This window comes from Halomonas maura (assembly GCF_030409305.1).
GTDB lineage: Bacteria > Pseudomonadota > Gammaproteobacteria > Pseudomonadales > Halomonadaceae > Halomonas > Halomonas maura.
On sequence record NZ_JAUFPQ010000008.1, the window covers coordinates 57,305 to 82,292 of the forward strand.

At 68.1% G+C, this 24,988-nt stretch carries 20 protein-coding genes and 2 tRNA genes; 20 read left to right on the top strand and 2 right to left on the bottom strand.

Translation table 11 applies throughout. From position 1 onward, the window contains the following. Positions 1-247 precede the first annotated feature (247 nt). The 4 genes from dapB to greA all read left to right on the top strand — a co-directional run bounded on the left by dapB (position 248) and on the right by greA (position 6,269). The gene (gene dapB, locus QWY76_RS01870; protein WP_290309410.1) at positions 248-1,063 is read left to right on the top strand and encodes a 4-hydroxy-tetrahydrodipicolinate reductase; all 816 of its coding nucleotides are present in this window, start codon (positions 248-250) and stop codon (positions 1,061-1,063) included. A 307-nt stretch (positions 1,064-1,370) separates the two neighbouring features. Continuing rightward, on the top strand, positions 1,371-2,516 hold the full coding sequence (carA, locus tag QWY76_RS01875) for a glutamine-hydrolyzing carbamoyl-phosphate synthase small subunit (RefSeq protein ID WP_290309411.1): 1,146 nt from the start codon (positions 1,371-1,373) through the stop codon (positions 2,514-2,516). A gap of 49 nt (positions 2,517-2,565) precedes the next feature. After that, positions 2,566-5,796, top strand: coding sequence for a carbamoyl-phosphate synthase large subunit (gene carB / locus QWY76_RS01880; protein WP_290309412.1), 3,231 nt, complete (start codon positions 2,566-2,568; stop codon positions 5,794-5,796). After that, positions 5,793-6,269 carry a transcription elongation factor GreA gene (gene greA, locus QWY76_RS01885; protein WP_290309413.1) on the top strand — a complete coding sequence of 159 codons (477 nt, stop codon included), beginning with the start codon at positions 5,793-5,795 and terminating at the stop codon, positions 6,267-6,269. Before carB ends, greA begins: the two co-directional genes overlap by 4 nt. Positions 6,270-6,385: 116 nt before the next feature. Here the strand turns inward: greA and yhbY are convergent, their stop codons facing one another. Further along, the gene (gene yhbY / locus QWY76_RS01890; protein ID WP_290309414.1) at positions 6,386-6,712 is read right to left on the bottom strand and encodes a ribosome assembly RNA-binding protein YhbY; all 327 of its coding nucleotides are present in this window, start codon (positions 6,710-6,712) and stop codon (positions 6,386-6,388) included. Positions 6,713-6,894: 182 nt separating this feature from the next. On the opposite strand from yhbY, the gene rlmE reads away from it, so the two are divergent. The 16 genes from rlmE to QWY76_RS01970 all read left to right on the top strand — a co-directional run bounded on the left by rlmE (position 6,895) and on the right by QWY76_RS01970 (position 23,657). Next, a complete protein-coding gene (gene rlmE, locus QWY76_RS01895; protein WP_290309415.1) occupies positions 6,895-7,548 on the top strand; it encodes a 23S rRNA (uridine(2552)-2'-O)-methyltransferase RlmE in 654 nt (217 codons plus the stop codon). Positions 7,549-7,768: 220 nt separating this feature from the next. Further along, on the top strand, positions 7,769-9,751 hold the full coding sequence (gene ftsH / locus QWY76_RS01900) for an ATP-dependent zinc metalloprotease FtsH (RefSeq protein ID WP_290309416.1): 1,983 nt from the start codon (positions 7,769-7,771) through the stop codon (positions 9,749-9,751). A gap of 96 nt (positions 9,752-9,847) precedes the next feature. Next, positions 9,848-10,711: a dihydropteroate synthase gene (folP, locus tag QWY76_RS01905; protein ID WP_290309417.1), complete on the top strand. Its 864-nt coding sequence runs from the start codon at positions 9,848-9,850 to the stop codon at positions 10,709-10,711. After that, on the top strand, positions 10,704-12,053 hold the full coding sequence (gene glmM, locus QWY76_RS01910; RefSeq protein WP_290309418.1) for a phosphoglucosamine mutase: 1,350 nt from the start codon (positions 10,704-10,706) through the stop codon (positions 12,051-12,053). The genes folP and glmM overlap by 8 nt, the downstream gene beginning before the upstream one ends. A gap of 64 nt (positions 12,054-12,117) precedes the next feature. Next, positions 12,118-12,867 carry a triose-phosphate isomerase gene (gene tpiA / locus QWY76_RS01915; protein WP_290309419.1) on the top strand — a complete coding sequence of 250 codons (750 nt, stop codon included), beginning with the start codon at positions 12,118-12,120 and terminating at the stop codon, positions 12,865-12,867. Between the two features lie 4 nt (positions 12,868-12,871). After that, on the top strand, positions 12,872-13,234 hold the full coding sequence (gene secG / locus QWY76_RS01920; protein ID WP_290309420.1) for a preprotein translocase subunit SecG: 363 nt from the start codon (positions 12,872-12,874) through the stop codon (positions 13,232-13,234). 24 nt (positions 13,235-13,258) lie between these two features. After that, a tRNA-Leu gene (locus QWY76_RS01925) sits at positions 13,259-13,345 on the top strand. A 120-nt stretch (positions 13,346-13,465) separates the two neighbouring features. Continuing rightward, a tRNA-Met gene (locus tag QWY76_RS01930) sits at positions 13,466-13,542 on the top strand. Positions 13,543-13,763: 221 nt separating this feature from the next. Further along, positions 13,764-14,225, top strand: a complete 462-nt coding sequence (rimP, locus tag QWY76_RS01935) for a ribosome maturation factor RimP (RefSeq protein WP_290309421.1) — start codon at positions 13,764-13,766, stop codon at positions 14,223-14,225. 40 nt (positions 14,226-14,265) lie between these two features. Next, the gene (gene nusA, locus QWY76_RS01940; RefSeq protein ID WP_290309422.1) at positions 14,266-15,759 is read left to right on the top strand and encodes a transcription termination factor NusA; all 1,494 of its coding nucleotides are present in this window, start codon (positions 14,266-14,268) and stop codon (positions 15,757-15,759) included. Between the two features lie 28 nt (positions 15,760-15,787). Further along, positions 15,788-18,331 (top strand): translation initiation factor IF-2, encoded by a 2,544-nt coding sequence (gene infB / locus QWY76_RS01945; RefSeq protein WP_290309423.1) that lies wholly within the window; start codon positions 15,788-15,790, stop codon positions 18,329-18,331. 18 nt (positions 18,332-18,349) lie between these two features. After that, the gene (rbfA, locus tag QWY76_RS01950; protein WP_290309424.1) at positions 18,350-18,769 is read left to right on the top strand and encodes a 30S ribosome-binding factor RbfA; all 420 of its coding nucleotides are present in this window, start codon (positions 18,350-18,352) and stop codon (positions 18,767-18,769) included. Continuing rightward, the gene (gene truB, locus QWY76_RS01955) at positions 18,769-19,698 is read left to right on the top strand and encodes a tRNA pseudouridine(55) synthase TruB (protein WP_290309425.1); all 930 of its coding nucleotides are present in this window, start codon (positions 18,769-18,771) and stop codon (positions 19,696-19,698) included. Before rbfA ends, truB begins: the two co-directional genes overlap by 1 nt. A gap of 88 nt (positions 19,699-19,786) precedes the next feature. After that, positions 19,787-20,056 carry a 30S ribosomal protein S15 gene (gene rpsO / locus QWY76_RS01960; RefSeq protein WP_183385360.1) on the top strand — a complete coding sequence of 90 codons (270 nt, stop codon included), beginning with the start codon at positions 19,787-19,789 and terminating at the stop codon, positions 20,054-20,056. Positions 20,057-20,225: 169 nt separating this feature from the next. Next, positions 20,226-22,358, top strand: coding sequence for a polyribonucleotide nucleotidyltransferase (gene pnp / locus QWY76_RS01965; protein WP_290309426.1), 2,133 nt, complete (start codon positions 20,226-20,228; stop codon positions 22,356-22,358). Between the two features lie 180 nt (positions 22,359-22,538). Next, on the top strand, positions 22,539-23,657 hold the full coding sequence (locus QWY76_RS01970) for an MFS transporter (protein ID WP_290309449.1): 1,119 nt from the start codon (positions 22,539-22,541) through the stop codon (positions 23,655-23,657). Positions 23,658-23,747: 90 nt separating this feature from the next. Here the strand turns inward: QWY76_RS01970 and QWY76_RS01975 are convergent, their stop codons facing one another. After that, positions 23,748-24,923: an acetyl-CoA C-acetyltransferase gene (locus tag QWY76_RS01975; RefSeq protein ID WP_290309427.1), complete on the bottom strand. Its 1,176-nt coding sequence runs from the start codon at positions 24,921-24,923 to the stop codon at positions 23,748-23,750. Positions 24,924-24,988 lie beyond the last annotated feature (65 nt).

Genomic DNA, 24,988 nt, shown 5'->3' on the forward strand with positions numbered 1-24,988 from the left:
CGGCGGACAGGGTGGTCTTGCCGGTGCCCGGCGCGCCGGCCAGCAGCACCCGCTGGTGGCGGCGCAGCAGCGCCAGCAGCGGGTGGTCGGCGGGCAGCGGGGACGGCTCCGGCATGGCGCGGGCTCTCCTGGGCGGATAGTTCCAGTGTGGGCGATATCGCTCCCCGGCCCCAAGGCGCCGGGTCCCGAGCGGAGCGGCCTCTGGTATACTCCCGGCACTTCATGCCATCGAATCTCAGGAGCCCGCATGACCCGTATCGCCATCGTCGGTGTCGCCGGCCGCATGGGCCGCACCCTGGTCAACGCCGTGCAGCAGGATGCCGAGGCCACCCTGGCCGGCGGCATCGTCGAGCCGGGAAGCTCGCTCGCCGGCGCCGATATCGGCGAACTGGCCGGTACCGGCAAGCTGGGGGTGGCCGCCGCCGACTCCCTGGCGGCCATCGTCGACGACTTCGACGTGCTGATCGACTTCACCGCCCCGCAGGTGACCCTGGCCAACCTGGCCTTCTGCGCCGAGCATGGCAAGCGCATCGTGATCGGCACCACCGGGCTCTCCGACGACGAGCTGGCCGAGCTGGACGGCTACCGCGACCGCCTGGCCATGGTCTTCGCGCCGAACATGAGCGTCGGCGTGAACCTGACCCTCAAGCTGCTCGAGACCGCCGCCAGGGCGCTGGGCGACGAGGGCTACGACATCGAGGTGATCGAGTCCCACCACCGCCACAAGGTCGATGCCCCCTCCGGCACGGCGCTCAAGATGGGCGAGGTGGTCGCCGAATCCCTGGGCCGCAGCCTCAAGGAGCATGGCGTCTTCGAGCGGGTCGGCCAGTGCGGGCCGCGCACCGACAAGGAGATCGGCTTCGCCACCGTGCGCGCCGGCGACATCGTCGGCGAGCATACGGTGATGTTCGCCACCGAGGGCGAGCGCATCGAGATCACCCACAAGGCCTCCAGCCGCATGACCTTCGCCAAGGGCGCGGTGCGCGCGGCGCGTTGGGTGGCCGGCCAGGGCAACGGTCGCTACGCCATGCAGGATGTGCTCGGTCTGAAACAGGGGCTGTAACAGAGCCACGCCCGTGAGGGGGCTCGCCCGGGATTAGCCCGAGCGGTAGCCCTGCCTGACAGGCGTCGGGGGTAGCCGACGGGCGACATTTCCTGTAATATCCCCAAAATTTTGGCCGGGCGCATGGGCGAGAGCCCCCTCCGCTGCGCTTGTTGCTTCGGCCCCGCATTCCGAGCGAATGACAACAAGCGGGATGAAACCGGTCACCATCGGGTTTCGTCCCGCTTTTTTGCGGGCCGGCCATCCGGGGCCCGGCCCCGGAGTATTCCTTGACGAGCTGTCTCTTAAAACTTGGGAGGACGTTGCATTGAACAGACCCGCGATACTGGCCTTGGAAGATGGCAGTGTGTTTCATGGCACCGCCATCGGCGCCGATGGGCAAACCAGCGGTGAGGTGGTGTTCAATACGGCCATGACGGGCTACCAGGAAATCCTTACCGACCCCTCCTATACCCGCCAGATCGTCACCCTGACCTATCCGCACATCGGCAACACCGGCATCAATGCCGAGGATGTGGAATCCGGCGCCATCGCCGCCGCCGGCCTGGTGATCCGCGACCTGCCGCTGCTGGCCAGCAGCTTCCGCTCCGAGCAGACGCTGTCCGACTACCTGGCCGGCCAGAACGTGCTGGGCATCGCCGACATCGATACCCGCCGCCTGACCCGCCTGCTGCGCGACAAGGGCGCCCAGAACGGCGCCATCCTCGCCGGTGCCGACGCCGAGGGCGAGGACGCCGAGGCGCGCGCCCTCGAGGCCGCGCGGGCCTTCCCGGGGCTCAAGGGCATGGACCTGGCCAAGGTCGTCTCCTGCCAGTCGCCCTACCAGTGGTCCGAGGGCGAGTGGGCCCTGGGCGCCGGCTATGCCGACGCCGGCGCGACCGAGCGTCCCTATCACGTGGTCGCCTACGACTACGGGGTCAAGCGCAACATCCTGCGCATGCTGGCCTCCCGCGGCTGCCGCCTGACCGTGGTGCCGGCCCAGACCCCGGCCAGCGAGGTCATGGCGCTGGCCCCGGACGGCATCTTCCTCTCCAACGGCCCCGGCGACCCGGAGCCCTGCGAGTACGCCATCGCCGCCATCCGCGAGCTGCTCGAGACCGGGGTGCCGATCTTCGGCATCTGCCTGGGCCACCAGCTGCTGGCGCTGGCCAGCGGGGCGAGCTCGGTGAAGATGAAGTTCGGCCACCACGGCGCCAACCACCCGGTGCAGGACCTCGACAGCGGCCAGGTGATGATCACCAGCCAGAACCACGGCTTCGCCGCCGAGGAGTCGACGCTGCCCGAGACCCTGCGGGCCACCCATCGCTCGCTGTTCGACGGCACCCTGCAGGGCATCGAGCGCACCGACCGGCCGGCCTTCAGCTTCCAGGGCCATCCGGAGGCGAGCCCCGGCCCGCGGGACGTCGCGCCGCTGTTCGACCGCTTTATCGAGATGATGAAGGCCAAGCGCTAAGCGTCCGATCGTCGCCCCTCGTCCGTCACCTTATTTTGCGGGAAGCACCATGCCAAAACGTACCGACATCCAGAGCATCCTGATCATCGGCGCCGGCCCCATCGTCATCGGCCAGGCCTGCGAGTTCGACTACTCCGGCGCCCAGGCCTGCAAGGCCCTGCGCGAGGAGGGCTACCGGGTCATCCTGGTCAACTCCAACCCGGCCACCATCATGACCGACCCGGTGATGGCCGACGCCACCTACATCGAGCCGATCACCTGGCAGGCGGTGGAGAAGATCATCGAGGCCGAAAAGCCCGATGCCGTGCTGCCGACCATGGGCGGCCAGACCGCGCTCAACTGCGCCCTGGACCTGGACAAGCACGGCGTGCTGGACAAGCACGGCGTGGAGATGATCGGCGCCAACGCCGACGCCATCAACATGGCCGAGGACCGCGACCTCTTCGACCAGGCCATGAAGCGCATCGGCCTGGAGTGCCCTAAGGCCAAGGTCGCCCACACCATGGACGAGGCCTGGGCGATCCAGGGCGAGCTGGGCTTCCCGGTGATCATCCGTCCCTCCTACACCATGGGCGGCTCCGGCGGCGGCGTGGCCTACAACAAGGAGGAGTTCCAGGAGATCTGCGACCGCGGCTTCGAGCTCTCCAACAACCACGAGCTGCTGATCGACGAGTCGCTGCTGGGCTGGAAGGAGTACGAGATGGAGGTCGTTCGCGACAAGAACGACAACTGCATCATCGTCTGCGCGATCGAGAACTTCGACCCCATGGGCGTGCATACCGGTGACTCCATCACCGTGGCCCCGGCCCAGACGCTGACCGACAAGGAATACCAGATCATGCGCGACGCCTCCCTGGCGGTGTTGCGCGAGATCGGCGTCGAGACCGGCGGCTCCAACGTCCAGTTCGGCGTCGATCCGAAGACCGGGCGCGTGGTGGTCATCGAGATGAACCCGCGGGTGTCGCGCTCCTCGGCGCTGGCCTCCAAGGCCACCGGCTTCCCGATCGCCAAGATCGCCGCCAAGCTGGCCGTCGGCTATACCCTGGACGAGCTGCAGAACGACATCACCGGCGGCCGCACCCCGGCGTCCTTCGAGCCGTCCATCGACTACGTGGTCACCAAGATCCCGCGCTTCACCTTCGAGAAGTTCCCCCAGGCCAACGATCGCCTGACCACCCAGATGAAGTCGGTGGGCGAGGTGATGGCCATCGGCCGGACCTTCCAGGAGTCGCTGCAGAAGGCGCTGCGTGGCCTGGAGACCGGCAACGACGGCCTCGACCCCATGGTCACCCGCTTCACCGACGAGGCCCTGGCCCACATCAAGGGCGAGCTGCAGGCCGCCGGCGCCGAGCGCATCTTCTTCGTCGCCGACGCCATGCGTGCCGGCCTCTCCGTCGACGAGATCTTCCGCCTGACCAACATCGACCGCTGGTTCCTGGTCCAGCTCGAGGACCTGATCGCGACCGAGGCCGAGGTGGCCAAGTGCTCGCTCTCCGAGCTGGACGCCCGCGACCTGCTGCGGCTCAAGCGCAAGGGCTTCAGCGACGCCCGCCTGGCGACGCTGCTCGGCGTCGCCGAGAAGGAGTTCCGCAGGACGCGCCAGCAGGCCGGCATCCGCCCGGTCTACAAGCGGGTCGACACCTGCGCGGCCGAATTCGCCTCCGATACCGCCTACATGTACTCCACCTACGAGGAGGAGTGCGAGGCCGAGGTCTCCGATCGCCAGAAGATCATGGTGCTCGGCGGTGGCCCCAACCGCATCGGCCAGGGCATCGAGTTCGACTACTGCTGCGTCCACGCCGCGCTGGCCATGCGTGACGACGGCTATGAGACCATCATGGTCAACTGCAACCCGGAGACCGTCTCCACCGACTACGACACCTCGGATCGCCTCTACTTCGAGCCGGTGACCCTCGAGGACGTGCTGGAGATCGCCGACAAGGAGCAGCCGGCCGGGGTGATCGTGCAGTTCGGCGGCCAGACCCCGCTCAAGCTGGCCCGCGAGCTCGAGGCCGCCGGCGTGCCGATCATCGGCACCACGCCGGACGCCATCGACCGCGCCGAGGACCGCGAGCGCTTCCAGCAGATGATCGACAAGCTGGGCCTCAAGCAGCCGCCCAACGCCACCGCGCGCAGCTTCGACGAGGCCTTCGCCAAGGCCGAGGCGATCGGCTACCCGCTGGTGGTGCGGCCCTCCTACGTGCTCGGTGGCCGGGCCATGGAGATCGTCTACGACGCCTCCGAGCTGGAGAACTACATGACCCACGCGGTCAAGGTCTCCAACGACTCGCCGGTGCTGCTGGACCACTTCCTCAACGCCGCCATCGAGGTCGACATCGACGCCGTCTCCGATGGCCATCAGGTGGTGATCGGCGGGATCATGCAGCATATCGAGCAGGCCGGGGTGCACTCCGGCGATTCCGCCTGTGCGCTGCCGCCCTACTCGCTGCCCGTGGACGTGCAGGACGAGATGCGCGACCAGGTCAAGCGCATGGCCGTGGAGCTCGGCGTCAATGGCCTGATGAACGTGCAGCTGGCCTGGCAGGACGGCGAGATCTACGTCATCGAGGTCAACCCGCGGGCCTCGCGCACCGTGCCCTTCGTTTCCAAGTGCATCGGTACCTCGCTGGCCCAGGTGGCGGCGCGCTGCATGGCCGGCACCAGTCTCGCCGACCAGGGCTTCGAGGCCGAGATCGTGCCGCGGACCTACAGCGTCAAGGAGGCGGTCTTCCCGTTCAACAAGTTCCCGGGCGTCGACCCCATCCTGTCGCCGGAGATGAAGTCCACCGGCGAGGTCATGGGCTCCGGCGAGACCTTCGCCGAGGCCTTCTACAAGGCGCAACTCGGTGCCGGCGAGGCGATTCCGGCGCTGACCGGCGAGCGCAAGGCCTTCCTCTCGGTGCGCGAGCCGGACAAGGCGGGTGTTATCGAGGTGGCCCATTCTCTGTTAACATTGGGCTTCACCCTATGCGCGACCCGTGGCACGGCAGCGGCCCTCGAGGCGGCCGGCCTGCCGGTGGCGATCGTCAACAAGGTCTATGAGGGTCGTCCGCACATCGTTGATCTGCTCAAGAACGACGAGGTCGCCTATATCGTCAACACCACCGAGGGCCGCCAGGCCATCAATGATTCCTCGGTGATCCGTCGCACCGCACTCGCCCGCAAGGTTCCCTATGCCACCACCCTGGCCGGGGCCAATGCCGTTTGTCTGGCACTCGAGTACGGCAATGCCATCACCGTGCGGCGGCTACAGGAACAGCATGCAGGAGTCAGTCAATGAACAAGGTCCCGATGACCGTCGTCGGTGAGCAGCGCCTTCGCAAGGAGCTCGAGGAGCTCAAGAGCGAGGCGCGCCCCAACGTGATCACCGCGATCGCCGAGGCTCGCGAGCACGGCGACCTCAAGGAGAACGCCGAGTACCATGCGGCCCGCGAGCAGCAGGGCTTCATCGAGGGGCGGATCCAGGAGATCGAGGGCAAGCTCTCCAATGCGCAGGTCATCGACGTCACCAAGCTGCCCAAGACCGGCAAGGTGATCTTCGGCGTGACCGTGGAGCTGATCAACCTGGAGACCGACGATGAGGTGGCCTACCGCATCGTCGGCGAGGACGAGGCCGACATCAAGGCCGGGCGGATCTCCGTCACCTCGCCCATCGCCCGCGCCCTGATCGGCAAGGAAGAGGGTGATGTGGTGCTGGTGCGCACCCCGGGGGGCGATGTCGAGTACGAGATCTCGGGCGTCGAGCACCTGTAGCCCTTCGGGCAGCCGTAAGCCATGAGCTGTAAGAAAACACCCCCGAGGCAGAGCCTCGGGGGTGTTTCGGTTTGACTTGCGGCTTGACGCTTACAGTTCGCGCGAAGCGCGGTGGCTTAGCGCCGGCCGTGGTGCGCCTCGAAGCGCTTGATGTTGGAGAGCTTCGGGTTGCCCCTGGGGTTGTGGCGGTAGAGCAGGGCGACCTTGCCGATCGACTGCACCAGTTCGCCGCCGCTCGCCGCGACCAGCTCGTCGAGCATGGCGGTGCGGTCGTCGCGCTCGGGCAGTGCCAGCTTGACCTTGACCAGCTCGTGGTCGGAGAGGGCCCGGTCCAGCTCGGCGATCACGCCCTCGGAGAGGCCGTTCTCGGAGACCGTGACCACGGGGTCGAGGTGGTGCCCGATGCTGCGGAATGCTTTCTTTTGTGCCTGTGACAAGCTCATGGTATCTTGCTTCTTCCCGGTTGGCGCGCAGCGCACATGGTACGGTGATTCGCGCCGCGGCGAAAGCGCGGCCAGCCTCGCCGGCCTCCCGTTACCCCGGGCCCGCAGGTCAGCACCCCTCCCAGGTCCATTCCGGAAACCGCTCGACCGCCTGTCATCCAGGACCCTTCACAGGTGATGCCGTGGCACGTTCCCAAGATTCCCGCCCCAAGCGGCGCGGCGCCAGCAAGAGCAGCGCCGGCTGGCTGAAGGAGCACTTCGACGACCGTTATGTGCAGCAGAGCTGGCAGGATGGCTATCGCAGCCGCGCCAGCTACAAGCTGCTGGCCCTGGACGAGAAGGACAAGCTGCTGCGCCCCGGCATGACGGTGATCGACCTGGGCGCCGCCCCCGGCGGCTGGAGCCAGGTAGCCGCCGAGCGGGTCGGCGACGCCGGCCTGGTCATCGCCTCCGACCTCCTCGAGATGGATGCCCTGGCCGGTGTCGAGTTCGTCCAGGGCGATTTCACCGAGGACAGCGTGCTCGAGGCGATCCTCGCCCGGCTCGAAGATCGCTCGGTGGACCTTGTGATGTCGGACATGGCCCCCAATATGAGTGGCATGGCCGCCATCGACCAGCCCCAGGCGATGTACCTGGTGGAGCTGGCCCTGGACCTGGCGCGCCAGACCCTGTCCCCCGGTGGCGCCTTCCTGGCCAAGGTCTTCCAGGGCGAAGGGTTCGACGCCTACCTCAAGGAGTTGCGCAGCGACTTCACGCGGGTGGTGACCCGCAAGCCGGAGGCCTCCCGCGCCCGGTCGCGGGAGGTCTACCTGCTGGCGGAGGGGTTTCGCGGCTGAGCCGGTGGCCTGGCGCGGCCGCCGGGGCTGCCCCGTCGGCTCGATAGTCACAGGCTAACGGTTCGATGGCCGGACACGACGGCGTGTCTGTGTCACAGTGAATGCCATAGCCACGGGTGGGCCCGACCCGCCCCCATGCTGGCTGAACATGTGCTGCTGATGTAGTGTCGAAAGCATCAGGCGTGTTCGGCCGACAGATTCTTGCAATGAGGGTAGTCCCTTGAACGACATGGCGAAGAACCTGATTCTGTGGTTGGTCATCGCGGCGGTGCTGCTGACGGTGTTCAACAACTTCAGCGTCGAGAACGCACCCCAGACGATGAACTACTCCCAGTTCGTCGAGCAGGTGCAGAACCAGCAGATCGAGAGCGTGACCATCGATGGCTACACCATCAGCGGTGAGCGCACCGATGGCTCCCAGTTCCAGACCATCCGGCCGGCGGCGGAAGACCCCAAGCTGATGGATGACCTGCTCGCCCACAACGTCACCGTGGTGGGCAAGAAGCCCGAGGAGCAGAGCCTGTGGACGCGGCTGCTGATCGCCAGTTTCCCGATCCTGCTGATCCTGGCCATCTTCATGTTCTTCATGCGCCAGATGCAGGGCGGTGGCGCCGGCAAGGGTGGCCCGATGAGCTTCGGCAAGTCCAAGGCCAAGCTGCTCTCCCAGGACCAGATCAAGACCACCTTCGCCGACGTCGCCGGCTGTGACGAGGCCAAGGAGGAGGTCGAGGAGCTGGTCGACTTCCTGCGCGACCCGACCAAGTTCCAGCGCCTGGGCGGCACCATCCCCCGCGGCGTGCTGATGGTGGGCCCGCCCGGCACCGGCAAGACGCTGCTCGCCAAGTCCATCGCCGGCGAGGCCAAGGTGCCGTTCTTCTCGATCTCCGGCTCCGACTTCGTCGAGATGTTCGTCGGCGTCGGCGCCTCGCGGGTGCGCGACATGTTCGAGCAGGCCAAGAAGCAGGCGCCGTGCATCATCTTCATCGACGAGATCGACGCCGTGGGCCGCTCGCGCGGGGCCGGCATGGGCGGCGGCAACGACGAGCGCGAGCAGACGCTGAACCAGCTGCTGGTGGAGATGGACGGCTTCGAGGCCAACGAGGGCATCATCGTCATCGCCGCCACCAACCGTCCCGACGTGCTCGACCCGGCGCTGCTGCGCCCGGGCCGCTTCGACCGCCAGGTGGTGGTGCCGCTGCCCGACATCCGCGGCCGCGAGCATATCCTCAACGTCCACCTGCGCAAGGTGCCGCTGGCCGACGACGTCAAGCCGTCGTTGATCGCCCGCGGCACCCCGGGCTTCTCCGGCGCCGACCTGGCCAACCTGGTCAACGAGGCCGCGCTCTTCGCGGCCCGCGGCAACAAGCGGCTGGTGGGCATGGAGGAGCTGGAGATGGCCAAGGACAAGATCATGATGGGCGCCGAGCGCCGCTCCATGGTCATGACCGAGAAGGACAAGCTCAACACCGCCTATCACGAGTCGGGCCATGCCATCATCGGCCTGGTGATGCCGGAACACGACCCGGTCTACAAGGTGACCATCATCCCCCGCGGCCGGGCGCTGGGCGTGACCATGTTCCTCCCCGAGGAGGACCGCTACAGCCTGTCGCGTCAGCAGATCATCAGCCAGATCTGCTCGCTGTTCGGCGGCCGCCTCGCCGAGGAGATGACGCTCGGCCCGAACGGCGTGACCACCGGTGCCTCCAACGACATCAAGCGCGCCACCGAGCTGGCCCACAACATGGTCGCCAAGTGGGGCCTGTCCGACGAGATGGGGCCGATCATGTACGACGAGGACGAGTCCCACCAGTTCCTCGGTGGCCCCGGCCAGGGCGGCAAGCTCAAGTCCGGCGAGACCACCACCCGGCTCGACAAGGAGGTCCGCCGGATCATCGACGACTGCTACGCCCAGGCCCGGCAGATCCTCGAGGACAATCGCGACAAGCTGGATGCCATGGCCGAGGCGCTGGTGCAGTACGAGACCATCGATGCCGACCAGCTCAAGGACATCATGGAAGGCCGCAAGCCGCGTCCGCCGAAGGACTGGGAGGATGGCAGCCCCGGCGGCGGGTCGCCGGTCACCGGCCGCCCCGAGAGCGAGCCCTCGCCCTCGGATGTCGCCGAGGACGGCGACGACGAGGATGGGGAGAAGAAGCCGAGCCGTCGGCCTTCCGACCCCCTCGGGGGGCCGGCGGGCAGCTGACCCGCCGCGACGTGACCATCGGGCGCCCTGCGGGGCGCCTTCGCCGTGGAGAGGGTCGCCCGGCCCTCGCCCCTCACGACAGCCTTCAGGACGACGATGCACACCACACCCGCGACACCGCTGCCCTGTGGCCGGCACCGGCTCGATCTCTCCTTTCCCCGCGTGATGGGGATCCTCAACGTCACCCCCGACTCCTTCTCCGATGGCGGCCGCCACGTGGTCCTCGACGACGCCCTACGTCGCGCCGAGCAGATGCTGGCCGAGGGCGCCGCCATCATCGACGTGGGGGGGGAGTCCACCCGGCCCGGCGCCGCGCCGGTCTCCACCGAGCAGGAGCTGGATCGCGTGGTGCCGGTGGTGGAGGCCCTGGTGAGCGAGCTCGATGCCCTCGTCTCGGTGGATACCAGCACCCCCGAGGTGATGCGCGAGGCCTCGCTCAAGGGGGCGGGGATGATCAACGACGTGCGCAACCTGCGCCGCGACGGCGCCATGAAGGCGGCCGCCACCAGTGGCCTGCCGGTATGCCTGATGCACATGCTCGGCGAGCCGGGCGACATGCAGGACGCGCCCCGCTATGATCGCCCGGTGGAGGAGGCGGTGGCCGACTTCCTGGCGCAGCGTATCGCCGACTGCGAGGCCTCGGGGCTGCGCCGCGAGCGCCTGCTCCTCGACCCCGGCTTCGGCTTCGCCAAGACCGTCGAGCACAACCTGCGCCTGCTCCATCATATGCATCACCTGGAGCGCCTCGGCCTGCCGCTGCTGGTGGGCATGTCCCGCAAGAGCATGATCGGCAAGGTGCTGGACCGGCCGGTGGAGGAACGCCTGCCCGGTGGCCTGGCGCTTGCCGCGCTGGCGGTGGAGCGGGGCGCACGAATCCTGCGCGTCCACGACGTGGGCCCCCACGTGGACGCGGTGAACATGACCTGGGCCGTCCTCAAGGAAGGGTTCGAGAATGAGTAGACGCTATTTCGGTACCGACGGGATCCGCGGCACGGTGGGCGAGGCGCCCATCACCCCCGACTTCATGCTCAAGCTGGGCTGGGCCACCGGCCGGGTGCTGGCCCGCGAGTCGGGACAGGCCCGGGTGCTGATCGGCAAGGACACGCGGATCTCCGGCTACATGTTCGAGTCGGCCCTGGAGGCCGGGCTGTCCGCCGCCGGCGTCGACGTCATCCTGCTCGGCCCGATGCCCACCCCGGCGATCGCCTACCTGACCCGCACCTTCCGCGCCGATGCCGGCATCGTCATCTCGGCCTCCCACAACCCCTTCGCCGACAACGGCATCAAGTTCTTCTCCGCCGAGGGGGTCAAGCTGGCCGATGCCGTCGAGGCCGACATCGAGTCGATGCTCGACGAGCCGCTGACCACCGTGGCGCCGGATGCCCTGGGCAAGGCCAAGCGGGTGGACGACGCCGCCGGCCGCTACATCGAGTTCTGCAAGTCGACCCTCCCCGAGCGGGTCAGCCTGCACGGCCTGAAGATGGTCATCGACTGCGCCCACGGCGCCACCTACCACATCGCGCCCAGCGTGTTCCGCGAGCTGGGCGCCCAGGTCAGCGTGATCGGCGCCGCACCGGATGGCCTCAACATCAACCATGAGGTGGGCTCCACCCATCCCACCGCGCTGCGCGCCGCGGTCATCCAGCGGGGCGCCGACCTGGGGGTGGCCTTCGATGGCGACGGCGACCGGGTGCTGATGGTCGACGCCGGCGGCCGCGAGATCGACGGTGACGACATCCTCTACCTGATCGCCCGGGACCGCCATGGCCGGGGCGACCTGGGCGGCGGGGTGGTCGGCACCCTGATGAGCAACTTCGGCCTGGCCGCGGCGCTGGAGGCCATGGCGATCCCCTTCGAGCGGGCCAAGGTCGGTGACCGCTACGTCATGGAGCGCCTGGCGGCCAACGGCTGGCAACTGGGCGGCGAGTCCTCCGGGCATATCGTCTGCGGCCATGTGCAGACCACCGGCGACGGCATCGTCTCCGCGCTGCAGGTGCTGTCGATCATGGTGCGCGAGGGGCGGCCGCTGGGCGAGCTGCTGGCCGGCCTGGAGAAGGCGCCGCAGATGCTGGTCAATGTGCGCCTGAGCCCGGGCGCCGACGCCAAGTCGCTGATGGAGGCCCCCTCGCTGAAGTCGGCCGTGGCGGCGGTGGAGGCCGAGCTGGGCGACCAGGGACGGGTGCTGCTGCGACCCTCCGGCACCGAGCCGCTGATCCGGGTGATGGTCGAGGGACGCCCCCACCTGGACGTGGGCGGCCTGGCGCGTCGCCTGGCCGATGACGTCCGGGGGCTGCTGTCCTGAGCCCCGGTTGTCTTGACAGGGCCGCTCCTATACCATTCCGCTCCACCTTGAAAGAGGAACCTCCATGCCTACGCCGCTGATCGCCGGTAACTGGAAGATGAACGGATCCCTGACCCTGGTCGAGGACTTCGGCCGGGCCTTCGCCGATGCCGACCTGCCGGAAGGCGTGGAGGTGGCGCTGATGGTGCCCTTTCCCTACCTGCAGGCCGCCGGTCGGGCCTTCGACGGCACGCGGCTGGCCCTCGGCGCCCAGACGCTCAGCGACCAGCCCGCCGGGGCCTTCACCGGCGAGGTCAGCGGCGAGATGCTCCGCGAGCTCGGCACCGGCCTGGTGCTGGTGGGGCACTCCGAGCGGCGGACCCTGTTCGGCGAGGACGACGCTGCGGTGCTGGCCCGGGTGCGGGCCGCCCTGGCCGTGGGTCTGACGCCGGTGCTGTGCCTCGGCGAGACCCTCGAGGAGCGCGATGCCGAACGCACCGAGGCGGTGGTGCTCGGCCAGCTCGAGGCGGTGTGCGATGCGCTGGCGGCCGACGAGCGAGCCCGCCTGGTGATCGCCTACGAGCCGGTGTGGGCGATCGGCACCGGTCGCACCGCGACGCCGCAACAGGCTCAGGCGGTACACGGCGCCATCCGTGCACGCCTGGCGGCCTACGACGCCGGCCTCGCCGAGGGCATGCAGGTGCTCTACGGTGGCAGCATGAAGGCCGCCAACGCCGCCGAGCTACTCGCCCAGCCGGACATCGACGGCGGCCTGGTGGGCGGCGCGTCCCTTCAGGTCGACGATTTTCTAGCCATTTGTCAGTCAGCAGGTTGAATCCATGCAAGTTGCCATTCTCATGATCCACGTGGCGATCGCCATCGCCCTGGTCGTCCTGATCCTGCTGCAGCAGGGCAAGGGCGCCGATGCCGGTGCCTCCTTCGGCGGCGGGGCTTCCCAGACCGTGTTCGGCTCGCGGGGCAGCGGCAGCTTCCTGTCGCGCGCCACCGGCGTGCTGGCCGCGGCCTTCTTCGCTACCTCCCTGACCCTGGCCTACTTCGCCTCCCAGGCCGGCCAGGCGCCGGAGGAAGCGGGCATTCCCGATGCCGAACTGATCGAGCAGCAGAATGCCGTGCCGACCCTTGACGACAAGGGCAACGGTATGGATAATGCAGCGCCAGTGCTGGAGGAAAGCGGCAACTGAGTCGCGAATCCGGCCTCCCCTGATGCCGAAGTGGTGGAATTGGTAGACACGCTATCTTGAGGGGGTAGTGACCTTACGGTCGTGCGGGTTCAAGTCCCGCCTTCGGCACCATTTGAAGCCGGCACGGTGATGCTCACCAGGCGCCGGACCTTCAACAGCAGGATTGGCGGAGCGGTGCTTTGTCTCTTGACGCAAGAGTCAGGCAGGCATACAATCACCGACCTAGATTGATGCGGGGTGGAGCAGTCTGGTAGCTCGTCGGGCTCATAACCCGAAGGTCATCGGTTCAAATCCGGTCCCCGCTACCATCTTCGAGGCAGGCATGCAGGTGTTTTCGGGGCATGTCAGAGAGCCGAAGTGGTATACAGGTTTCTTGTAAAAGCCCCTTCCTGTGAAGGGGCTTTTTGTTAGCGGCCAGCCCGCCGGTCGATATCGGCGACGCTGATCCGGGCAACGCCAATCAGCCACCTGACTTTCCTGTTCACTCCCGGCCAGGTGCCTGATGCAACGGCTGTAGGAGCTTTCTTCCGTGGCAATCAAGGATGCTGCGCTACATGCGCTGATCGAACCGGTGGTCTCGGCCATGGGCTTCGAGCTGTGGGGCATCGACTACCTGTCCCAGGGTAAACATTCCCGCCTGGTGATCTATATCGATCACCCGGACGGGGTGAGCGTGGATGATTGCGCCGACGTCAGTCGCCAGGTCAGCGCGGTGTTCGATGTCGAGGACCCCATCGCCGGCGAGTACCGGCTCGAGGTCTCCTCCCCGGGCATGGACCGGCCGCTGTTCACTCTCGAGCAGTTCGAACGCTACGCCGGTCATGTGGTGGCCGTGAAGCTGCGCGTGCCCTTCGACGGGCGGCGCAAGTTCCAGGGCCTGCTGGCCGGTATCGAGGGCGACGAGGTGCTGCTGCAACTCGACGGCGAGGAATATTGCTTTCCCATCGAGAGCATCGACCAGGCGCGGGTCGTACCGCAGTTCGGTCAGTGAGGTCGGTGCTAAAGGACGGGTTTTCTGGTGAGGCTAAGGCATGAGTAAAGAGATTCTGGCGGTCGTCGACGCGATCTCCAACGAGAAGGGGGTCCCCCGCGAGGTGATCTTCGAGGCCGTCGAGGCGGCCCTGGCCAGCGCATCGCGCAAGCGCTTCGAGGACGAGGAAGCCAGCGTGCGGGTGCACATCGACCGACACACCGGCGACTACGAGACCTTCCGACGCTGGGAAGTCGTGGAGGATGACGACTTCGACGGCCCCGATGCCCAGATCAAGCTCTCCTTCGCCGAGCGTCGCGACCCGCCGCTGGGCCTGGGCGACGTGGTCGAGGAGTCGATCGAGAATGCCGCCTTCGGCCGCATCGCCGCCCAGACCGCCAAGCAGGTCATCGTGCAGAAGGTGCGCGAGGCCGAGCGCGCCGAGGTGGTACGGCTCTATGCCGACCGCGAGGGCGAGCTGGTTGCCGGCATTGTCAAGAAGACGACACGCGACGGCCTGATCATCGACCTCGGCGAGAACGCCGAGGCGTTCCTGCCGCGCAGCGAGATGATCCCCGGCGAGCGCTACCGCATGAACGAGCGTGTTCGCGCCCTGTTGACCAAGGTCGACCCCGAGGCCCGTGGGGCCCAGTTGATCCTGTCGCGGACCTGTCCGGAACTGATCATCGAGCTGTTCAAGATCGAGGTGCCGGAGATCGCCGAACAGCTCATCGAGATCAAGGGCGCGGCCCGCGACCCGGGCTCCCGGGCCAAGATCGCGGTCAAGACCAATGACCGCCGCATCGACCCGGTGGGCGCCTGCGTGGGCATGCGCGGCTCGCGGGTCCAGGCGGTGTCCTCGGAGCTGCAGAACGAGCGCGTGGACATCGTGCTGTGGGACGACAATCCCGCCCAGCTGGTGATCAACGCCATGGCGCCGGCGGATGTCGCCTCCATCCTCGTCGACGAGGACGCCCACGCCATGGACGTGGCCGTCGCCGAGGACAACCTGGCCCAGGCCATCGGCCGTAGCGGCCAGAACGTGCGCCTGGCCTCCGAACTCACCGGCTGGCGTCTCAACGTCATGACCGAGGACGAGGCCGAGGCCAAGCGCGATCAGGAAATCGACAGCCTGATCGAGCACTTCATCCAGCACCTGGGCATCGACGAGGATGTGGCGCGTCTGCTGGTCGAGGAAGGCTTCACCTCCCTGGAGGAGGTCGCCTATGTCCCGGTGGAGGAAATGCTGGAAATCGAGGAGTTCGACGAGGAACTCATCGAGGAGCTGCGCGCTCGCGCCAAGGACGAGTTGTTGAACCTGGCCATCGCCTCCGAGGAGGAACTCGATGGTGCCCAGCCGGCCGACGACCTGCTGGAGATGGACGGTATGGAGCGTCACCTGGCCTTCATTCTGGCCAGTCGAGGCATCGTCACCATGGAGGACCTCGCCGAGCAGTCCGTCGATGATCTGACGGACATCGAGGGGCTGGACGAGGAGCGCGCCGCGGCACTGATCATGACTGCCCGTGCGCCATGGTTCGAGAGCGAACAGTAAAACGGGTCACGGGCTGAGGAGGGTCGTAATGTCAGAAATGACCGTTAAGGATTTTGCAGTGAAGGTGGGGCGCGATGTTCCCCGCCTCCTGGAACAGATGAAAGAAGCCGGGCTCGGCCAGAAGGCCGAGAATGACGCCGTGTCCGAGGAGGACAAGCGGCAGCTGCTCGACTATCTCACCAAGAGCCATGGCGGCAGCGCCGGTGCCGGGGCGAAGAATCGCATCACCCTGACCCGCAAGACGCGCAGCCGCATCAAGTCCGGCGAGCGCGGCAAGAGCATCGAGGTGCAGGTGCGCAAGAAGCGCACCTACGTCAAGCGCGAGGAAGAGCAGCCCGCCGAGGAGCCCAAGGCCCAGGATCACGGCCCGCGCCAGCTGGTCGGCGACATGGCCTCGGCCCAGGCCAAGCGCGAGGCCGAGGCCGCCGAGGAGGCCAAGCGTCGCGCCGCCGAGGAGTCCGCGCGCCAGGCGGCCGAGAAGGTCGAGGCCGAAAGGGCCGAGGCCGAGAAGGCCCAGGCCCAGGCCGTGCCGAGCGAGCCCGAGATCCCGGTGCCGGAACTCGAGGCCGCCGCGCCGAGCCCCGAGGAGGCGCCCGCGCCGCCCAAGGAAGGCCGTGCCGAACCGCGTCGTGCCGCGGTCAAGAAGGCCAGCGGCAAGGCCGTCAAGAAGGGCCGCGACGATCGCGACGACGACCGTGGCGACCGCGAGGAGCGGCGTCGCGGCGGCAAGAAGGCCAAGCGCGCGGAGCGTCGCGGCGGTCGCCGCGGCGGCAGCCAGGGCGGCGGCAAGCACGGCTTCCAGAAGCCGACCCAGCCGATCGTCCGCGAGGTCTCGATCCCCGAGTCGATCAGCGTCGCCGACCTGGCCGACAAGATGTCGATCAAGGCCAACGAGGTCATCAAGGCGATGTTCACCATGGGCGCGGCGGTGACCATCAACCAGACCATCGACCAGGACACCGCGGCCATCGTGGTCGAGGAGATGGGCCACAGGCCCAAGCTGGTCAAGGACGATGCCCTGGAGACCGAGGTCCTCGAGGCCATCTCCTACGAGGGCGAGGAGATCGCACGCTCGCCGGTGGTGACCGTCATGGGCCACGTCGACCACGGCAAGACCTCGCTGCTCGACTACATCCGCCGCGCCAAGGTGGCCACCGGCGAGGCCGGCGGCATCACCCAGCACATCGGCGCCTACCACGTCGAGGACGACCATGGCGGCGTGACCTTCCTGGACACCCCCGGCCACGCGGCGTTCACCGCCATGCGGGCCCGTGGTGCCAAGGCCACCGACGTGGTGGTGCTGGTGGTCGCCGCCGATGACGGCGTCATGCCCCAGACCATCGAGGCCGTGGAACACTCCAAGGCCGCCGGCGTGCCGATGGTGGTCGCGGTCAACAAGATCGACAAGTCGGGCGCCGACCCGGATCGCGTCAAGAACGAGCTGTCGCAGCACGGCGTGATCTCCGAGGAGTGGGGCGGCGACACCCAGTTCGTCCATGTCTCCGCCAAGTCCGGCGAAGGCATCGAGACGCTGCTGGAAGCCATCCAGCTGGTCTCCGAGGTGCTCGAGCTCAAGGCCGTTCCCGAGGCGCCCGGCAAGGGCGTGGTGGTCGAGTCACGCCTCGACAAGGGGCGTGGCCCGGTGGCCACCGTGCTGGTCCAGAACGGCACCCTGAAGAAGGGCGACATCGTGCTCGCCGGCCTGCACTACGGCCGCGTCCGCGCCCTGACCAACGAGCTGGGCAAGCAGGTCGACGAGGCCGGCCCGGCCATGCCGGTGGAGGTCCAGGGCCTCGACGGCACCCCCGAGGCCGGTGACGACTTCATGGTCGTGGCCGACGAGAAGAAGGCCCGCGAGGTCGCCAACTTCCGTCAGGGCAAGTACCGCGAGGTGCGCCTGGCCCGCCAGCAGAAGGCCAAGCTGGAGAACATGTTCAGCCAGATGGGCCAGGAAGAGGCGGCCAAGCTCAACATCGTGCTCAAGGCCGACGTCCAGGGGTCCCTGGAGGCCATCAAGGGCGCGCTGGAAGAGCTCTCCACCGGCGAGGTGCAGGTCTCCGTGGTGTCCTCCGGGGTCGGCGGCATCACCGGCACCGACGCCAACCTGGCGCTGGCCTCCGAGGCCATCGTGGTCGGCTTCAACGTGCGTGCCGACGCCGCGGCCCGCGAGATCATCGAGCGTGAAGGCCTGGAGCTGCGCTACTACAGCGTCATCTACCAGCTGATCGACGAGGTCAAGCAGGCCATGAGCGGCATGCTCGAGCCGGAGTGGAAGGAAGAGATCGTCGGCGTGGCCGAGGTCCGCGACGTCTTCCGCGCGCCCAAGATCGGCGCCGTCGCCGGCTGCATGGTGGTCGAGGGCACCGTCCATCGCCACAAGAAGATCCGCGTGCTGCGCGAGAACGTGGTCATCTACGAGGGCGAGCTCGAGTCGCTGCGCCGCTTCAAGGACGACGTCCAGGAAGTGCGCAACGGCATGGAGTGCGGCATCGGCGTGAAGAACTACAACGACGTCCAGGTCGGCGACAAGATCGAGGTCTTCGACCAGGTCAAGGTCGAGCGGACGCTCTAACCGCTCGAGGAGCCGATCATGCGCGAGTTCAAGCGTACCGACCGGGTGGCCGACCAGCTCCAGAAGGAGCTGGCGGTGCTCATCCAGCGCGAGATCAAGGATCCGCGGCTGGGCATGGTCACCGTCAGCGGGGTCACGGTCAGCCGTGACCTCGGCTATGCCGACGTCCACGTGACCCTGCTGGGCGAGCAGGACGCCGAGCGCATCAAGGAGAACCTCACGGTGCTCAAGCGCGCCGCCGGCTTCCTGCGCAGCCAGATCGCGCGGCGCATCAAGCTGCGCCACGTGCCGGAATTGCGCTTCCACTTCGACGAGAGCGTGGTGCGTGGCCAGCGGCTGTCCTCGCTGATCGACGAGGCGGTGGCCAGCGATCGTGACCGTCACGGCGATGACGCCGAGGGCGAGGAAGGCGAGCGCGGCGAGGGAGAGCGGGACTGATGGCGCGTCGGCGTCGCGGACTGCCGGTGGACGGCGTGCTGCTGCTGGACAAGCCCCGCGGCGCGTCCAGCAATCACGCATTGCAGCGGGCCCGGCGCCTGTTCCAGGCCCAGAAGGCCGGCCACACCGGCACCCTCGACCCCATGGCCACCGGCCTGCTGCCGGTGCTGTTCGGCGAGGCGACCAAGTTCTCCTCCTACCTGCTGGAGGCGGACAAGGTCTACCGCACCCGGGTCGAACTGGGCGTGCTCACCGACAGCGGCGATGCCGAGGGCGAGGTACTCGAGCGCCGCGAGGTGCCCGCGCTATCCGCGGCGGACCTCGAGGGCGTGCTCGCGCGCTTCCTGGGCGAGATCGATCAGGTGCCGCCGATGCACTCGGCGCTCAAGCACCAGGGACGCAAGCTCTACGAGCTGGCCCGCGAGGGCAAGACGGTGACGCGTGCAGCGCGTCGCGTGACGGTGTATGATGCGCGCCTCCTGGCGTTCGAGGGCACTGCCTTCGAGATGGAGGTGCACGTCAGCAAGGGCACCTACATCCGCTCCCTGGCCGAGGACATCGGCCTGGCGCTGGGCTGCGGCGCCCACATCAGTGCCCTGCGGCGGCTCAAGACCGGCCCCTTCGAGGGCGCGGACATGGTCACGTTTGAGGCGCTCGAGGCCCTGCCGGACCAGGCGGCCCGCGAGGCCGTGCTGTTGCCGGTGGACGTGCTGGTGGCGGGACTGCCGCGACTGGCAGTGGATACCCAGGCGGCGAGCCGCCTGCGGCATGGCCAGGCCGCCAGGCTCGACACGGGCGAGCTGCCCGTCGACGGCCTGGCGCGACTCTACCACGACGAGGCCTTCCTGGGGCTCGGCGTGGTGCGAGCGGCGGGGGAAATCGCGCCCCGTCGCCTACTGAGCACCGCCGTGACGGCGGGCTCGGCATAGAACCCGCCCATCGGGCAGGCGTGGAGACTGCAAATATGCGTGGTCTCCGACATTCATCATTCAGGCATATTGCTTACTGGAGAGACAGATGGCACTGACCGCTGAACAGAAGTCCGAAATCGTCAAGGAATACGGCCGTGGCGATGACGACACCGGTTCCCCCGAAGTGCAGGTGGCCCTGCTGACCGCGAACATCGACGGCCTGCAGGATCACTTCAAGACCAACAAGCAGGATCACCACTCCCGTCGTGGCCTGATCCGCATGGTCAACCAGCGTCGCAAGCTGCTGGATTACCTGAAGCGCAAGGACTTCGAGCGCTATCAGTCGCTGATTCAGCGCCTGGGCCTGCGTCGCTAAGCGACGCCTGGCAGGACGCCGTGAAACGGGCAGCCCCTCGGGGCTGCCCGTTTTGCGTTGGTCGGGGCGCCCGGGTGCGGGTAGTGGTGGCCGTGGCGGGCGTCAACCCCTAAAATGGGGCCGAGTCGAAACGACCCGAACATGAATCGAAAAGTTGAAGGAAGTCGCCGTGAACCCGGTCAAGAAAACGTTTGAATACGGTCGCAGCACCGTCACCCTGGAAACCGGGCGCATCGCCCGCCAGGCCAGCGGTGCCGTGATGGTCACCATGGACGACACCGTGGTGCTGTGCACCGTGGTGGCCAAGAAGGAAGCCAACCCGGCCCAGCCCTTCTTCCCGCTGTCCGTCCACTACCAGGAGAAGACCTACGCGGTCGGCAAGATTCCCGGCGGCTTCTTCAAGCGCGAGGGGCGTCCCACCGAGAAGGAGACTCTCACCTCGCGGCTGATCGATCGCCCGATCCGCCCGCTGTTCCCCAAGGGCTTCATGAACGAGGTCCAGGTGATCTGCTCGGTGCTGTCCACCGACCGCAACCATGACCCGGACATCGCCGCCATGATCGGCACCTCCGCGGCGCTGGCCATCTCCGGCGTGCCGTTCAACGGCCCGATCGGCGCCGCGCGGGTCGGCTTCACCGAGGACAAGGGCTACTTCCTCAACCCCACCGTGGAAGAGCTCGCCACCTCCGAACTGAACATGGTCGTCGCCGGCACCGAGAAGGCCGTGCTGATGGTCGAGTCCGAGGCGAGCGAGCTGCTCGAGGACGAGATGCTCGGCGCCGTGCTCTACGGCCACCAGGAGATGCAGGTCGCCGTCGCCGCCATCAACGCGCTGGCCGCCGAGGCCGGCAAGCCCAAGTGGGACTGGCAGGCCCCCGCCGAGAACACCGCCCTCAAGGACGCCGTGGCGCGCGGCTTCGAGGCCAAGGTCGGCGAGGCCTACCGCATCACCGACAAGATGGCCCGCCAGGACGCCCTCTCCGCGCTCAAGGCCGAGGCGGTCGAGTCGCTGGCCGGTGAGGAAGAGGGGCGCTTCGACGCCGACGACGTCAAGGGCGCCTTCGCCGGGCTGGAGAAGCGCGTCGTGCGCTCCCGGGTGGTCAAGGGCGAGCCGCGCATCGACGGCCGTGACCTCAAGACCGTGCGGCCGCTGTCGATCGAGGTCGGCACCCTGCCCAAGACCCACGGCTCGGCGATCTTCACCCGCGGCGAGACCCAGGCGATCGTCATCGCCACCCTGGGCACCCTGCGCGACGCCCAGCTCATCGAGTCGCTGGAAGGCGAGCGCAAGGACCGCTTCCTGCTGCACTACAACTTCCCTCCCTACAGCGTGGGTGAGGCCGGCTTCATGGGCGGGCCCAAGCGTCGCGAGATCGGCCACGGCCGCCTGGCGCGTCGCGGCGTCCAGGCCATGCTGCCCAGCGAAGACGACTTCCCCTATACCATCCGCGTGGTCTCCGAGATCACCGAGTCCAACGGCTCGAGCTCGATGGCCTCGGTGTGCGGCTCCTCGCTGGCGCTGATGGATGCCGGCGTGCCGATGAAGGCCCCGGTCGCGGGCATCGCCATGGGCCTGGTCAAGGACGAGGACGGCTTCGCCGTGCTCACCGATATCCTCGGCGACGAGGACCACCTGGGCGACATGGACTTCAAGGTGGCCGGCTCCGCCGAGGGCGTCACCGCCCTGCAGATGGACATCAAGATCGAGGGCATCAACGAGGAGATCATGGAGCAGGCGCTGCAGCAGGCCAACGAGGCTCGCCTGCAGATCCTCGAGCAGATGAACGCGGTAATCGGTCAGAGCCGTTCAGAGGTCTCCGAGAACGCGCCCTCCATGGCCACCATCAAGATCGACCCGGAGAAGATCCGCGACGTCATCGGCAAGGGCGGTGCCACCATCCGCAAGATCTGCGAGGACACCGGCGCCTCCATCGACCTGGACGACGACGGTACCGTGCGCATCTACGCCGAGGACAAGTCCGCGGCCAAGGCGGCCATCGACACCGTGCTGGCGATCACCGCCGAACCGGAGATCGGCAAGCTGTACCGTGGCAAGGTGGTGCGGATCGCCGACTTTGGTGCCTTCGTCAACATCATGCCGGGCACCGACGGCCTGGTGCACATCTCGCAGATCGTGCCCGAGCGGGTCAACGACGTGCGCGACTACCTCAACGAGGGCGACGAGATCGTGGTCAAGGTGCTCGACATCGACAACCGCAATCGCGTCAAGCTCACCATCAAGGAGATGACCGCCGAGGAGAAGGCGGCGTTCGAGGCCGAGGAGGCCGAGACCGCCGTCTGATCGCACGGTCATGCGTCGAACGCCCCCGTGGCTCACGCCACGGGGGCGTTCTTGTCTGGGGCCCGGGACGGGCCCGCGAACGGGCGGAAGAGGGATATGGCAGAGACATTCTCCAGCGAGCCGACGCCGGCCGCCAAGGTCACCACCACAGGCCGCGACTGGCTGGGGGTGGTGGCGGTGATGGTCGGCATCTTCCTGCTGGTCACCGCCGAGCAGCTGCCCATCGGCCTGCTCTCCCAGGTGGCCGGCGGGCTGTCGGTGACACCGGGGGTGGCCGGGCTGTTGATCACCGTGCCCGGGGTGGTGGCCGCCTTCGCCGCGCCGCTGCTGCCGGTGGCGGCGGGACGCCTGGATCGCCGCCTGATGCTGACCGGCCTGATGGCGCTGATGACCCTGGCCAGCCTCGCGGGCGCCGTGGCCGGCAGCTTCGCCGTGCTGCTGGCCACCCGGGTGCTGGTGGGCGTGTGCATCGGCGGCTTCTGGGCCATCGCCGGGGGGCTGGCGTCGCGCCTGGTGGCGCTGGAGCAGGTGCCCCGGGCCATGGCGGTGATCTTCAGCGGCGTGGCCGGCGCCTCGGTGCTGGGCGTGCCGGCGGGCACCTGGCTCGGCGTGCAGACCGACTGGCGCATCGCCTTCGCCGCCCTGGCCGGCCTGAGCCTGGCGGTGACCCTGGCGCTGTGGGGGCTGCTGCCGCGCCTGCCGGCCCGGCAGCCGGTACGCCTGGCCAGCCTGGGTGGGCAGTTCGCCAGTCGCGGCGTGCGGGTCGGGGTGAGCGTCACCGCGTTGATCGTGGTCGGCCATTTCGCCGCCTATACCTTCATCAGCCCGATCCTGCAGGAGATCGCCGGGATTCCCCTGGCCAGCGTCAGCGGCCTGCTGCTGCTCTACGGCGGCGCGGGGCTGGCGGGCAACTTCCTCGCCGGCGGCGCCGCCGGGCGGCATCCCTATCGCACCGTGCTGGTCATCCCGGCCCTGCTCGCCGTCGCCACCCTGGCCTTCCCCTGGCTGGGGCGCCAGGCTCCCATGGCGATCGCCCTGCTGATGCTGTGGGGGGCGGTGTTCGGCAGCATCTCGGTGAGTCTGCAGACCTGGATCCTCAAGAGTGCGCCGAACGCCGAGGCCGCCACCGCGCTGATGGCCTTCGTCTTCAACCTGGCCATCGGCGTCGGCGCCCTGGCCGGCGGCCGGGTGGTGGACAGCATCGGCCTGTCGGGTGTGCTGTTGGCCGCCGGTGGCCTGTTCACCCTGGCCGCGGCGATCGTCGCCCGGACCCCGTCGCGGGTGGTGGGACGGCCCTGACACGACAAAGCCCCCGCCGAGGCGGGGGCTTTCCGTGAGGACATGCCGCGGGGTGGGTCGTCGGGCCCACCCCGCCCTGGCAGGCCGGGCCTAGCGCTCGATGGCCAGCGCCACGCCCTGGCCGCCGCCGATGCACAGCGTCGCCAGCCCCTTCTTGGCGTCCCGGGCGATCATCTCGTGGACCAGGGTCACCAGGATGCGGCAGCCGGAGGCGCCGATGGGGTGGCCGATGGCGATGGCGCCGCCGTTGACGTTGATCTTCGAGGTGTCCCAGCCGAGCTCCTTGTTGACCGACAGGGCCTGGGCGGCGAAGGCCTCGTTGGCCTCGACCAGGTCGAGGTCGTCGAGGCTCCAGCCGGCCTTCTCCAGGCAGCGGCGGGTCGCGGGAGCCGGCCCGATGCCCATGATCGAGGGATCGACGCCGGCATTGGAGTAGGCCTTGATGCGGGCCAGCGGCTCGAGCCCCAGGGCCTTGGCCTTCTCGGCGGAGCACAGCATGACCACGGCGGCGCCGTCGTTGATGGAGGAGGCGTTGCCGGCGGTGACGCTGCCGTCCCTCTTGAAGGCCGGACGCATGGTGCCGAGCTTCTCCGCGGTGACGTCACGCGGCCCCTCGTCGGTGTCGAAGACCAGCGGGTCGCCCTTGCGCTGGGGGATCTCCACCGGGACGATCTGGCCCTTGAACTTGCCTTCCTTGATGGCCGCGGCGGCCTTCTGCTGGGAGGCGGCGGCGAACTCGTCCATCGCCTCGCGGGTGATGCCGTACTTCTCGGCCAGGTTCTCCGCAGTGATGCCCATGTGGTAGCCGTTGAAGGCGTCCCACAGGCCGTCGTGGACCATGGAGTCGATGGCCTTCCAATCGCCCATGCGCTGGCCGGTGCGCGAGTTGGGCAGCAGATGGGGCGACAGCGACATGTTCTCCTGCCCGCCGGCCAGGATCAGTTCGGCATCCCCGCAGAGGATCGCCTGGGTGGCCAGGTGCAGGGCCTTCAGGCCGGAGCCGCAGACCTTGTTGATGGTCATCGCGGGCACGGCATCGGGCAGGCCGGCCTTGATGGAGGCCTGGCGCGCCGGGTTCTGGCCGGTGCCGGCGGTGAGGACCTGGCCGAGCAGGACCTCGTCCACCTGGTCGGGGGCCACGCCGGTAGTGGACAGGATGTCCTTGATGACATGGGCGCCGAGGTCGCTGGCGGGGACGCTGGCCAGGGAGCCACCGAAGGAGCCGACGGCGGTACGGCGCGCGGCAACGATCACCACTTCTTGCATGGGGTTACTCCTGAGGTTCAACGGACGGGCGTCCGTTCAGCATAGGGGACGCTTGTGCACTGCGG